The sequence below is a fragment of the Streptomyces sp. NPDC059668 genome, from assembly GCF_042734135.1.
In the GTDB taxonomy this organism is placed as follows: Bacteria; Actinomycetota; Actinomycetes; order Streptomycetales; family Streptomycetaceae; genus Streptomyces.
The window spans coordinates 1-12,988 of sequence record NZ_JBHWEL010000056.1 but is presented as its reverse complement, the minus strand read 5'-3'; the positions used below and the strand labels follow the sequence as shown (position 1 = coordinate 12,988).

Genomic DNA, 12,988 nt, shown 5'->3' with positions numbered 1-12,988 from the left:
TTTTTTTTACACACTCTTAAACTCGGGGGCCCCGCGGCGCGCTCCCCCCGCCCCCACCACTCAGCCGTCGTGGCGGGAGGGTCAGGCTGCCCACCACACGGTCGTGTCGGCCGGCAGCGTCGCCTCGCCGTCCCCCGACAGGGTCACCTCGCCGCTCGCGACGAGCACCCTGCCGTACGCCGGGACGGTCACGGACTCGCTCCCGGTGTTCGCGGTGCAGACGAACGCGCCCCGGCGGAAGGCGAGCACACCGTCGGGCGCGTCCAGCCAGCCGACGCTGTCGCCCGCCCCGAGGTCGGACCGCTCACGCCGCACGGCGAGCGCGTCGCGGTACAGCTCCAGCGTGGAGCCCGCCACGCCGGTCTGCGCCTCGATGCTCAGCTCCGCCCACTCGGCGGGCTGCGGCAGCCAGCTGCCTCCGCCGCCGAAGCCGTACGAGGAACCCGTCCGGGTCCACGGGATCGGCACCCGGCAGCCGTCGCGGAACCCGTCCTGGCCGGCGCCCCGGAAGTAGGCGGGGTCCTGGCGCACCTCGTCGGGCAGGTCGACGACGTCGGGCAGGCCGAGCTCCTCGCCCTGGTAGAGGTAGGCGGAGCCGGGCAGCGCCAGCATCAGCAGGGTCGCCGCGCGGGCCCGGCGCAGCCCGAGCTCCCGGTCGCCCGCGGTGCGGATCTGGGTACCGAGGCCCGCCTCGTTGGCGAACCGGGTGGCGTGCCGGGTCACGTCGTGGTTGGACAGCACCCAGGTGGAGGGGGCGCCGACCGGGCGCATCGCGTCGAGGGTGCGGTCGATCACCGAGCGCAGCTCGGCCGCGTCCCAGTGGGTGCCCAGGTACTGGAAGTTGAAGGCCTGGTGCAGCTCGTCGGGGCGGACGTAGTTCGCGGTGCGCTCGATGGTGGGCGTCCACGCCTCGGCGACGAAGATGCGCTCGCCGGAGTACTCGTCGAGGATCGTGCGCCACTGCCGGTAGACCTCGTGCACACCGTCCTGGTCGAAGAACGGCATGACATCGTTGCCCAGCAGCTTCAGCTGGTCGTGGTCGCCGAGGTCGGGCAGTCCCTCCGCCTTCACCAGTCCGTGCGCGACGTCGATGCGGAAGCCGTCGACGCCCATGTCGAGCCAGAACCGCAGGATCGAGCGGAACTCGTCGCCCACGGCCGGGTGTTCCCAGTTGAAGTCCGGCTGCTCGGGCGCGAAGAGGTGCAGGTACCACTCGCCCGGGGTGCCGTCCGGCTCGGTGACCCGGGTCCAGGCGGGCCCGCCGAAGATGGACTCCCAGTCGTTGGGCGGCAGTTCACCGTCCGCGCCCTTGCCGGGGCGGAAGTGGTAGCGGTCGCGCAGGTCGGACCCGGGGCCCTCGCGCAGGGCGCGCTTGAACCACTCGTGCTGGTCGGAGGAGTGGTTGGGAACGAGGTCGACGATGATCCGCAGGCCCAGGCCGTGGGCGTCACGGATGAGGGCGTCGGCGTCCAGGAGGCTGCCGAACATGGGGTCGACGGCCCGGTAGTCCGCCACGTCGTATCCGGCGTCGGCCTGCGGGGAGGCGTAGAAGGGGCTGAGCCACACGGCGTCCACACCGAGGTCGCGCAGGTAGGGCAGTCGGGAACGTACGCCCTCCAGGTCGCCCATGCCGTCGCCGTTGCTGTCGGCGAAGCTGCGCGGATAGACCTGGTAGATCACCGCGTCGCGCCACCAGTCGCGACGGGTGGCGACGGTGGCGAGGGCGGAGTTCGGGGCCTGGTCGGCGGAGTGCTGGCTCATGGCGTCCTTGATGCGGTGGGGGTCCCCCGCCCGGCCGGAGCCGGGCATGGGGAGGAGTTCGAGGTGGGGTCTCCCCCTTCGCCCGGGGCGAGGCCCGGGGCTCGGGGAGGGAGGTGCGTCGTCGGGGTGGCGGAACGAGGCGGCCGCGGTGCCGGCGGGGTCGGATGGACACCGCGGCCGCCACCCGCGCGCGGCGAGCGCGCGGGAGCCTGGGGGCTTCCGGGCGGGTCAGCCCTTCGTTCCGCCGGCGGTGAGACCGGTGACGAGGTTCTTCTGCACGAGGTAGAAGAACGCCGAGACGGGTATCGCAATCAGCACCGCCGTGGCGGCCATCAGGTTGCGCTGCGCGTCGTGCTCGCTGACGAAGCTCTGGAGGCCGACCGCGAAGGTGTACTTCGAGTCGTCGAGCATGAACGTGGAGGCGAACGCGACCTCGCCGAAAGCGGTGATGAAGTTGTAGAAGGCGGCGACCGCCAGGCCCGGCTTGGCGAGCGGCAGGATCAGCCGGAAGAAGGTGCCGAAGGGGCTCAGTCCGTCGACGCGTCCGGCCTCGTCGATCTCGAACGGGATGGTGTCGAAGTAGCCCTTGAGCAGCCAGGCGCTGTAGGGCACCGCCGTCGAGCAGTAGACGAGGACGAGACCGACGTAGCTGTCGATGAGCTGGAGGTCCGAGAGGATCTCGTACATCGGCACGATGAGCACGGCGATCGGGAACATCTGGGTGACCAGGAGGACCCACATGAACTTCCGGTAGCCGGGGAAGCGCATGCGGGACACCGCGTAGCCGGTGGTCGCCGCGACCAGCACACCGATGACCGTGGTGCCGAGCGAGACGATGAGCGAGCTCTTCATCCACTCGAAGAAGTTCGTGTGCTGGAGCACGAAGGTGTAGTTGTCGAACGTCATCTTGTCCCAGATGCGTCCGGGGTGCAGGTAGTCGTCCTTGTCCGGGCCGAGGGACAGGAAGACCAGCCAGACGATCGGGAACAGCGCGATCAGGCTCGCGACGATCAGGATGCCGTGCGAGGTGAGCGAGCCGACGAGCCCGCGCTCCCCGCGCCTGCGGGGCGGGACGGACGGTTCCCCGGGCCCGGGGACCTGGTCGGCCGGAGACGTCCGAAGGGTGGTGGTACTCATGGAGACTCCCGCCTCAGATCGCGAGCTGCTGGTCATTGCGGTTCAGCCAGCGGCGGTAGAAGGAGGTGAAGACGATCAGGATGGCCAGCAGCAGCATGCCGTAGGCCGCCGACTGCGCGAAGTCACGTGGCTGTTGCCCGAAGCCGAGGTAGTAGGCCCAGGTGACGAGGATCTGCGCGTCCGGGGCGGTGTTGCCGAACAGCAGGAAGATCACGGCGAACTGGTTGAACGTCCAGATGATGCCGAGCAGGACGACGGTGGAGCTGACCGACCTCAGGCCCGGAAGGGTGACGAAGCGGAACCGCTGCCAGGCGTTCGCGCCGTCCATCTCCGCGGCCTCGTACAGCGTGCCGTCGATGGACTGCAGGCCGCCGAGGAGCGAGACCATCATGAAGGGCACACCGCACCAGGTGTTGACCATGATCGCCGCGAACCGCTGCCAGAAGGTGTCCTCCAGCCACAGCGGCGTCGGCAGGTGCACCGCGTCGAGCATGGAGTTGATGATGCCGCCGTCGGCGAGCATGAAGCGCCAGCCGAAGACGGTGACGAACGTCGGCACGGCCCAGGGCAGCACCAGGAGCAGCCGGTAGAAGGTGCGGCCGCGCAGCTTCTGGTTGAGCAGCAGGGCGAGGCCCAGCCCGATGCAGTAGTGGAGGGCGACACAGAGCGCCGTCCACACGATGGTCCAGATGAAGTGCGACCAGAAGCGGTCGTACGACGTCGGGCCCCACAGGATGTCCTTGTAGTTGTCGAGGCCGATGAACTTGTAGGTGGCGTCGATGTGGTTGACGCCGATCGTGCGCGCGGAGTTGAGGCTGTTGGCGTCCGTGAGCGTCAGGTAGAGGCCCCGCACCAGCGGATACAGCACCAGTCCGCCGAGCACGACGACCACCGGGGCGATCATCGCGTACGCGTACCAGTACTTCTGGTACCCGCGCTTGAGACGCTGGAGCGGACCGGGGCGGGACCCGCGGTCACCGACACGCTTTCCGGTCGCTCGGTCGATGGCGACTGTCATGGTTCGACACCTTCTGGAAGTTCAGGGTTGGGGCCGTGCTCACGCCGGTGGCCGTCGGATCCCCTCCCGTCCCCCGGGGCCCGGGAGGGGATCCGACGGCCACACGGACTCACTTGCTGAAGTCCGGGACCAGCTTGGCGATCGCCAGTTCGGCGTTGCTCAGGCCCTTGTCCAGGGACTCCTTGCCACCCGCGATCTTCGGCAGCTCGGTGTCGAGCGGGCCCCACAGCGAGCTGTACTCGGGCAGCGCCGGCCGCGGCTGGGCGGCGGCGAGCACGGTCTGGTACCCGGCGATGCCCGGGTCGGCCTTGACATCGCCGGTGTAGGCGTCGTCACGGGTGGGCAGCGTGGAGTTCTTGAGCGCGATCGTGGCCTGCGAGGCGGCCGAGGTCATGAACTTCACGAACTTCAGCGACGCCGTCTGGTGGGCCTTGTCGGACCCGGCGTAGACCGAGAGGTTGTGGCCGCCGGTCGGGGCGCCCGCCTTGCCGGTGGAGCCGGCCGGGACGGTGGCGATGCCGAGGTTGGTCTTGTCCGTGAAGGCCGAGCCCTTGTAGAAGTTGGTGATCTCCCAGGGTCCCTGGACGATCGAGGCGACCTTGCCGTTGACGAACGCGTCCTGGATGTGGGCGTAGGCGTCGGCGGTGGTGTCGGCCTTGTGCAGACCCTTGCCGGAGAACAGCCCCTGCCAGGTCCCGTAGGCCTTCTGCGCGGCGGCCGAGTTCACGGTGATCTTCTTGGCGGCGGCGTCGACGGTGTCGGTGCCCTCGCCGTAGAGGAACGACTGCGCGTAGTAGGCCTGCGTCGAGCCCCAGTAGCCGTCGACGCCCGTCTTCTGCTTGATCGTGGCGGCGGCCTTCTTCAGGTCGTCCCAGGTCTTGGGGGCCTCGGTGATGCCGGCCTTCTTGTACAGCGCCTTGTTGTAGACGAGCGCGAGGGTGTCGGTCACCAGCGGGACACCGTACGTCTTGCCGTCGAACTTGGCCTGCTCGATCAGGCTGGGCTGGAACTTGGCCTGGTCCGCGAGGGCCTCGGTGCCGTCCAGCGGCAGGAAGAAGCCCTTCTTGGCGAACGCCGGGGTCCAGCCGACCTCCGAGCGCAGGATGTCCGGGGCGCCCTTGGAACCGGCGGCCGTGTCGAACTTGTTCTGCGCCTGGTCGAAGGGGACGTTGACGTACTTGACCTTGATGTCCGGGTTGGCCTTCTCGAACTGCTGGGCCAGTGCCTTGTACGTCGGCGCCTCATTGGTGGCGTTGGAGGTGTCCCACCAGGTGATGGTGGTGGGGCCGTCCGACTTGTCGCTGCCGCTGTCACTGCCGCCGCAGGCCGTCGCCGCGAGGGCGAGGGACGCCACCAGCGCGGTGGCCGCTATGCCACGCCGCATGAGATCTCCTTGAGGGTGAAAGCCCGAGTGGGTGGGGAAGCGGTCCCGCCCGCTCCCCTTGCCGACTTGCCGACTGCGCCGTTGCGTCCGCCGGGCGACGTGAACGTAACAGCGTTGTAAGCGGCGCGAAAGACCTTGCAGCAAAAAAGTGCAAGGACTGCCGAGAGTTACTCGCCCGTGACCGGGTGGCGATGGTACGGAAACCCTTGTCCGAGGCCGTTCAGCAGGCGGCAGGCCCCTGTGCAAGACTCTGCAAGCTCTTGCCATACCCACGCGGTACGGGGATCATCGGCCCGTCAGCGCTTGCAGGAGCCACCCCTTCCCGCGGCGCACGCCCGGGACGCCGAGCCGACCAGAACACGAGGGAGCGCGATGACGCAGCAGCCCGGAGCGGGCCGATCAACCGCCCGCACACGGCGTCTGGTTGGTGGGCAGGGCGAGAACCGGCAGGTACAGTCCCATCCCGTGACCACACGGCTTGCCGACATCGCAGCCCAGGCGGGGGTCAGTGAGGCGACTGTCAGCCGCGTCCTGAACGGGAAGCCCGGCGTCGCCGCGACCACCCGCCAGTCCGTCCTGGCCGCGCTCGACGTGCTGGGCTACGAGCGCCCGGTCCGGCTGCGGCAGCGCAGCGAGGGCCTGGTGGGCCTGATCACCCCCGAGCTGGAGAACCCGATATTCCCCGCGCTGGCGCAGGTCATCGGGCAGGCCCTGACGCGCCAGGGCTACACCCCCGTCCTCGCGACCCAGACCCCCGGCGGCTCCACCGAGGACGAGCTGACCGAGATGCTGGTGGACCGCGGCGTCGCAGGCATCATCTTCGTCTCCGGACTGCACGCGGACACCTCGGCGGACATGCAGCGCTACGAGCAGCTGCGCGCCCAGGGGGTCCCCTTCGTCCTGGTCGACGGGTTCTCGCCGAAGGTGCAGGCGCCGTTCATCTCGCCCGACGACCGCGCGGCGATGGACCTGGCGGTCACGCACCTCGTCTCGCTCGGGCACACGAACATCGGGCTCGCGCTGGGTCCCAAGCGTTTCGTGCCCGTGCAGCGCAAGATCGAGGGCTTCGTGCGCACGATGCAGGAGCAGCTGGGGCTCGCTCCCGCCGACGTCGAGGAGCGACTGGTCCAGCACTCGCTGTACACGCTGGAGGGCGGGCAGGCCGCGGCCGCCGCGCTCATCGAGCGGGACTGCACGGCGGTCGTCTGCGCCAGCGACATGATGGCCCTCGGGGCGATACGGGCGGCGCGCGGGCGCGGTCTGGACGTACCGAAGGACATATCCGTCGTGGGCTTCGACGACTCGCCGCTGATCGCCTTCACCGACCCGCCCCTGACGACGATCCGCAAGCCGGTGCCGGCCATGGGGCAGGCGGCGGTGCGAACGCTGCTGGAGGAGATCGGGGGGACCCCCGCACCGCACAGTGAGTTCGTGTTCATGCCGGAACTGGTGGTGCGCGGTTCGACCGCTTCGGCCCCTGGGGACCGGAATCGTCCCTGAGAGGGATTCCCTACGCCACTCGTAGCCGTCCGTTCGGTGTAGAACGTGCGGCCAGGACCCGTCCAAGGGATGATCGGTCGCGGAACGCTTTTCTGGCAGACTTCGTGCCTATGGGTGAGACGACCGTGACGACACTGGAAGGCCAGGACCGGGCCGCTCCACGCCCCGTCGCGGAGGACCGCGCGGGTAGGGACTTCCTGCGCCGTCTGCGGACGCCGCGTCGCCCCCGCTTCTGGTTCGAGATCCTGCTCATCGCCGCGAGTTACTGGACGTACTCGCTGATCCGCAACGCCGTGCCCGAGCAGCGGGGCAAGGCCCTGCGCAACGCCGACTGGATCTGGCGCCTGGAGCACCATCTCGGGATCGCGGTCGAGCAGTCGGTCAACCATGCCGTCAACTCGGCGACATGGCTGATCATCGGGATGAACTACTACTACGCGACGCTGCACTTCGTGGTGACCCTGGCCGTCCTGGTCTGGCTGTACCACAGCCATCCCGGCCGCTACGCGGCGGCGCGCCTGGCCCTGTTCGCCACGACGGCGGTGGCCCTGGTCGGCTACTACTTCTTCCCGCTCGCCCCGCCCCGCCTGATGAACGGCGGCCATTTCGTGGACACGGTCGTCGTCCACCACACCTGGGGTTCGATGGCCTCCGGCGACCTCAAGCACATGTCGAACCAGTACGCCGCGATGCCGTCGATGCACATCGGCTGGTCGCTGTGGTGCGGCCTGACGATCTTCGCCCTGGCCTCGGCGCCGTGGGCCCGCATCCTGGGCCTCCTCTACCCGGCGGCCACCCTGCTGGTCATCGTCTCCACCGCCAACCACTTCTGGCTGGACGCGGTGGGCGGCCTGCTCTGCCTGGCCTTCGGCTTCACGGTGACCCGCCTCTGGTACGGCGCCGCGCCGTACGCACTCCCACGCTGGGTCCCCGGAACCCGCGGCGCCCCGCTGCTCCCCCTGAAGGCCTGACGACACCACCCGTGCGCGCCCGCACGCGAGGGGCCCGTACCGTCACGTCCGAATCGGGCCGACCAGACCGTGAACCACCACGGCCCCACACCCGACGACGCACGCGAGGGGCCGTGCCGGTACGTCGCAGCCCGTCGCTTACGCCCGGATCGAGCAACGGCTCCCATGCCCGGCCCACGTCTGATCCAGCGGCGACGGGCTCGACGTACCGGCACGGCCCCGCCCCACCACCGCCCGCACCGAACCCGGCACCGGACCCGCACCCGGCACCCGGCACCCGGCACCCGGCGATCTCACGCCCCGTAGAACAGCTCGTCCACCACGGCCCGAGCCCGCCGAGTGGTCCGCCGATAGTCGTCGAGCATGTCGCCCACGTGACCGGGCCCGTACCCCAAGTACCGGCCCACGGCAGCCAGCTCCCGCCCGTCGGAAGGAAACGTGTCCCCGGCCCGCCCCCGCACCAGCATCACCGCGTTACGCACCCGCGTGGCCAGCACCCACGCCTCGTCGAGGATCGCCGCGTCCTCCCCCGACACCAGCTCGGCCGCACACGCCGCCGCCAGCGCCTCCCGCGTCCGCGTCGTCCGCAGCCCCGGTTCGTCCCACCCGTGCCGCAGCTGGAACAGCTGCACCGTCCACTCCACGTCGGACAGGCCGCCCCGCCCCAGTTTGGTGTGCAGCGTCGGGTCCGCCCCGCGAGGCATCCGCTCCGACTCCATCCGGGCCTTCAGCCGCCGTATCTCCCGGACGGCGTCCTCGCCCAGCCCCTCTGCCGGGTACCGCAGCGGATCGACGAGCTCGATGAACCGGCGCCCCAGGTCCTCGTCGCCGGCCACGAACTCGGCCCGCAGCAGCGCCTGCGACTCCCACACCAGCGACCACCGCCGGTAGTACGCCTCGTACGACTTCAGCGACCGTACGAGCGGCCCGGACTTCCCCTCGGGCCGCAGATCCGCGTCGATCAGCAACGGCGGATCCGCGCTGGACACCTGGAGCAGCCGCCGCATCTCGGACACGACGGCGTTGGCGGCCCGTGACGCCTCGTGCTCGTCCACGCCCTCCCGGGGTTCGTGCACGAAGAGCACGTCCGCGTCGGACCCGTAGCCGAGCTCGTGCCCCCCGAACCGTCCCATCGCGATCACCGCGAACCGGGTGGGCAGGGTGTCCCCCCACCCGTCCCGCACCACGGCCCGGAGCGTTCCCGCGAGCGTCGCCGCGGTCAGGTCGGAGACCGCGCCGCCGACCTGGTCCACGAGCGCGCCCTGGTCGGCGACGACGGGCGTCTCCTCGGTGCCGTAGGAGGCGACGATGTCGGCCGCGGCGGTCCGGAAGAGCTCCCGCCGCCGCACCCCGCGCGCGGCGGTGACCGCCTGTTCACCCCCGGCGGCCCGCCCCACCGCCGCGAGCACCTCCTGCTCCAGGTGCGCGCGGGCGCGCGGCTCCAGTCCGCCGCCGTCGCCGTCGCCGAGCAGCGCGACCGCCTCCGGGGCGCGCATCAGCAGGTCGGGGGCGAGCCGCCCCGCGGACAGCACCCGCGCGAGGTTCTCGGCCGCCGCGCCCTCGTCCCTCAGCAGCCGCAGGTACCAGGGGGTCTTGCCCAGCGCGTCCGACACCTTGCGGAAGTTGAGCAGGCCGGCGTCGGGTTCGGCGGAGTCCGCGAACCATCCCAACAGCACGGGCAGCAGGGTCCGTTGGATGGCCGCCTTGCGCGAGACGCCGGAGGCCAGCGCCTCCAGGTGCCGCAACGCGGCGGCCGGGTCGGCGTATCCGAGCGCGACGAGCCGCTCCCGGGCGGCGTCCGCGCTCAGCCGGGCCTCGCCGGTGGCGAGTTGGGCGACGGCGTCGAGCAGCGGCCGGTAGAAGAGCTTCTCGTGCAGGCGCCGCACCACGGCCCGGTGCCGCTTCCACTCGCGCTTCAGCTCGGCGACCGGATCGACGCGCAGGCCCAACGACCGTCCGATGCGGCGCAGATCGGCGCTGTCCTCCGGCACCAGATGGGTCCGCCGCAGCCGGAAGAGCTGTATGCGGTGCTCCATCAGTCTCAGGAACCGGTACGAGTCGTCGAGCTGGACGGCGTCGGCGCGCCCCACGTAGCCGCCCGCGGCGAGCGCCTTCAGGGCGTCGAGCGTGGTGCCGCTGCGCAGCGAGGAGTCGGCCCGGCCGTGCACCAACTGAAGGAGCTGCACGGCGAATTCGACGTCCCGCAGTCCTCCCGGTCCGAGCTTCAGCTCCCGGTCGACCTCGGCGACGGGGATGTTCTCGACCACCCGGCGACGCATCTTCTGGACGTCGGCGACGAAGTTCTCGCGTTCGGCGGCGTGCCAGACGAGCGGCGCGAGCGTGGCCACGTACTCCGCGCCGAGTTCGATGTCGCCGGCCACCGGCCGCGCCTTGAGCAGTGCCTGGAACTCCCAGGTCTTGGCCCAGCGCTGGTAGTAGGCGAGGTGGCTGCTGAGCGTGCGGACCAGCGGCCCGTTGCGTCCCTCGGGCCGCAGGTTGGCGTCGACGGGCCAGATGCTTCCTTCGACGGTCGTCTCGGAGCAGATCCGCATCATGTGGGCGGCGAGCCGGGTGGCGGCCTGGATCGCCTTGCCCTCGTCGGCGCCGTCGACCGCCTCCCCCACGAAGATGACGTCGACGTCGGACACGTAGTTGAGTTCGTGTCCGCCGCACTTGCCCATCGCGATGACGGCGAGCCGGCACAGCGCGGCGTCGCCGGGCGCGGCGTGGCGGGCGATGGCGAGGGCCGCGCGCAGCGTGGCGGTGGCGAGGTCGGCGAGTTCGGCGGCGGTCTGGGCGAGGTCGGTGGTGCCGCAGACGTCGCGTGCGGCGATGGACAGCAGACAGCGCCGGTAGGCGACGCGCAGCGAGACGGGGTCGTCCGCCTCCGCGAGTCCGCGCTCGAACTCCGCCACTCCGGGGTGCAGGTCCTGCGGTTCGTAGGTGACGAGTTCCTGCCAGTCGCCCGGGTGGCGGGCGAGGTGGTCGGCGAGCGCGGCGGAGGCACCGAGCACACCGAGCAGCCGGTCGCGCAGCGGTTTGGCGGCGACCAGGGTGTCGAGGAGTTCGCGCTCGGCCGTGCGCCCGCCCTGCGCCTCGACCAGCCGGACCAGTCCGAGCAGCGCGAGGTCCGGGTCGGCGGTCTTCCCGAGCGCGTCGAGGAGCACCGGATCGGCCTTTATGGGCGCGAGCTGGTCGCTCTCCAGGAGCCGCTCGGCCGCCGAGGGATCGGTGAAACCGTGCCGCAGCAGCCGTGTGAAGGTACTGCTTCTGCGCCCCGGCGCCGTCATCCTCGGCCTCCCTCGGATCGAAGTCGCACCACCGGTCCGGTCAGCGTCGCAGCCGGTCCGATCAAGGTCGTACGAGCCCGAGCCTAACCGGAGAGGCGTGCGGAAGCGCCGGGGCGTGCGAGGACTCCTCCTGGGCGGGACCATGGCGTCGCAGGGGGAGAACCCACGGTCGGCGCAGGAGGAGAGCCCATGACGGACACATCACCGAGGACCGACGTCGACACCCGCTACAGCAGTCCGGGGGCGGCGGCGACCCCCTGGCCGGAGGCCGTGGACCGGCTGGCCGCGGCCGAGCTGTACTGGCTGTCGACGGTGCGGCCGGACGGCCGCCCGCACGTGACCCCGCTGCTGGGCGTCTGGCGGGACGGGGCGTTGCACTTCGCCACGGGGGCGGGCGAGCGCAAGGCCCTGAACCTGGCGGAGAACCCGTACGTCGTCCTCACCACCGGGGTGAACACCTGGGCGGAGGGCTGCGACCTCGTCGTCGAGGGCGAGGCGGTCCGGGTGACCGACGTGGCCCGGCTGCGGGATCTGGCCGAGGCGTGGGAGGGGAAGTACGGCGCCGCGTGGCGCTTCGAGGTGCGCGAGGACGGAGCGTTCCAGGACAGGTACGGTCCCGCGTTCGTCTTCGCCGTGGCGCCGCGGACCGCGTTCGGTTTCGGGAAGGGCGAGCCGTTCAGCCAGACGCGCTGGCGTTTCGCCTGACGTACGGCCGGGAGGAGGCGGGACCCGGGGGGGGCGGGGGCGCCGAAGGGACGGTGAAGCGGGCAGTTCACCAGGTCTTCACCCTCCGGGCCGGGTGCCGTGAGGCGGTCGAATGCTGGCGTGTACATGCTCTGTTCGCACTGTCATCGTCACCGTCACCTCTCCCCCCCACCGGAGGTCTGAAGTGTCCGGCAGAAACCTGTACCGCCGCCGCCGTGCCGTCGTGGCGTCCGCCCTCGCCTTCACCGCGGCCGCGGCCGGACTGTGGACCGGGCTCGGCGGGTCCACCACCGCGCATGCCGCGGCCGGGGTCCCGACCCCGGACCACGTGGTCGTCGTGGTCTTCGAGAACCACGCGTACAGCCAGGTGATCGGCTCCTCCAGCGCCCCGTACATCAACTCGCTCAGGACCGGGGGCGCCAACCTCTCCCAGTCCTTCGCCGAGACGCACCCGAGCCAGCCCAACTACTACGCCCTGTTCTCCGGCTCCACCCAGGGCGTCACGGACGACAGCTGCGTCAGGCCCGGCTTCTCCTCCGCGCCGAACCTCGCCTCCGAGCTGATCGCCGCGGGCAGGACCTGGGCGAGCTACAACGAGACGCTGCCCAGCCAGGGCTCCACGACGTGCAGCAGCGGCAAGTACGCGCAGAAGCACAACCCGTGGTTCGGCTTCAGCAACGTGCCGACGTCGAGCGCGAAGACCTTCACGCAGTTCCCGGCCGACTACACGACGCTGCCGCAGGTCTCCTTCGTCGTCCCGAACCTGTGCAGCGACATGCACGACTGCTCGGTGTCCTCCGGGGACACCTGGCTGAAGAACAACCTGGGCGCCTACGCCACCTGGGCCAAGACCCACAACAGCCTGCTCGTCGTCACCTTCGACGAGGACAACCGGCTCAGCGGCAACAAGATCCCCACGGTGCTCTACGGCCAGCAGGTGACGGCCGGATCCTCGTCCACCACCACCTACAACCACTACGACCTGCTGCACACCCTGGAGGACATGCACGGCCTGCCGCACGCCGGCAACGCCGCCTCCGGCAAGGACATCACCGGCATCTGGACGTCCTGACATGTATGTGGCGGACAGCCGCGCCGGTGCGCGTGCGACGTCCGCGGAAGAGGGGGGGCGCGCGCCGCGCGGGGGGGGGGGGCGCGGCGGGGGGCCGCCGCGGGCGGCGGGCGGGCGGGGGGGGGTGTGTCGGGCCGGGGGGGGCGCGGC

General features: G+C 70.8%; 9 protein-coding genes. 4 read left to right on the top strand and 5 right to left on the bottom strand.

Features of this window, described 5'->3' with window-relative positions; genetic code table 11:
- Positions 1–81: 81 nt before the first annotated feature.
- The 4 genes from ACFV2J_RS30780 to ACFV2J_RS30765 form a co-directional block, all read right to left on the bottom strand.
- Positions 82–1,761, bottom strand: coding sequence for a glycoside hydrolase family 13 protein (locus ACFV2J_RS30780; protein WP_385441696.1), 1,680 nt, complete (start codon positions 1,759–1,761; stop codon positions 82–84).
- Between the two features lie 228 nt (positions 1,762–1,989).
- Positions 1,990–2,898 carry a sugar ABC transporter permease gene (locus ACFV2J_RS30775; protein WP_385098007.1) on the bottom strand — a complete coding sequence of 303 codons (909 nt, stop codon included), beginning with the start codon at positions 2,896–2,898 and terminating at the stop codon, positions 1,990–1,992.
- A gap of 13 nt (positions 2,899–2,911) precedes the next feature.
- Complete coding sequence (locus tag ACFV2J_RS30770) at positions 2,912–3,916, bottom strand: carbohydrate ABC transporter permease (protein WP_385098004.1); 1,005 nt, start codon at positions 3,914–3,916, stop codon at positions 2,912–2,914.
- Positions 3,917–4,025: 109 nt separating this feature from the next.
- Positions 4,026–5,300, bottom strand: a complete 1,275-nt coding sequence (locus ACFV2J_RS30765) for an extracellular solute-binding protein (RefSeq protein ID WP_385096941.1) — start codon at positions 5,298–5,300, stop codon at positions 4,026–4,028.
- Between the two features lie 465 nt (positions 5,301–5,765).
- Here ACFV2J_RS30765 and ACFV2J_RS30760 point away from each other — a divergent pair, with 465 nt between their 5' ends.
- Together ACFV2J_RS30760 and ACFV2J_RS30755 are read left to right on the top strand one after the other, a co-directional pair.
- Positions 5,766–6,800, top strand: a complete 1,035-nt coding sequence (locus ACFV2J_RS30760; protein WP_381919864.1) for a LacI family DNA-binding transcriptional regulator — start codon at positions 5,766–5,768, stop codon at positions 6,798–6,800.
- A 110-nt stretch (positions 6,801–6,910) separates the two neighbouring features.
- Positions 6,911–7,771: a phosphatase PAP2 family protein gene (locus ACFV2J_RS30755; RefSeq protein WP_385096946.1), complete on the top strand. Its 861-nt coding sequence runs from the start codon at positions 6,911–6,913 to the stop codon at positions 7,769–7,771.
- 293 nt (positions 7,772–8,064) lie between these two features.
- Here the strand turns inward: ACFV2J_RS30755 and ACFV2J_RS30750 are convergent, their stop codons facing one another.
- Positions 8,065–11,061 carry a bifunctional [glutamine synthetase] adenylyltransferase/[glutamine synthetase]-adenylyl-L-tyrosine phosphorylase gene (locus tag ACFV2J_RS30750; protein ID WP_385441688.1) on the bottom strand — a complete coding sequence of 999 codons (2,997 nt, stop codon included), beginning with the start codon at positions 11,059–11,061 and terminating at the stop codon, positions 8,065–8,067.
- A gap of 189 nt (positions 11,062–11,250) precedes the next feature.
- Between ACFV2J_RS30750 and ACFV2J_RS30745 the strand changes: the two genes are divergently transcribed.
- Positions 11,251–11,766, top strand: coding sequence for a pyridoxamine 5'-phosphate oxidase family protein (locus ACFV2J_RS30745; RefSeq protein WP_385085698.1), 516 nt, complete (start codon positions 11,251–11,253; stop codon positions 11,764–11,766).
- Positions 11,767–11,950: 184 nt separating this feature from the next.
- A complete protein-coding gene (locus ACFV2J_RS30740; protein WP_385085700.1) occupies positions 11,951–12,838 on the top strand; it encodes an alkaline phosphatase family protein in 888 nt (295 codons plus the stop codon).
- Positions 12,839–12,988 lie beyond the last annotated feature (150 nt).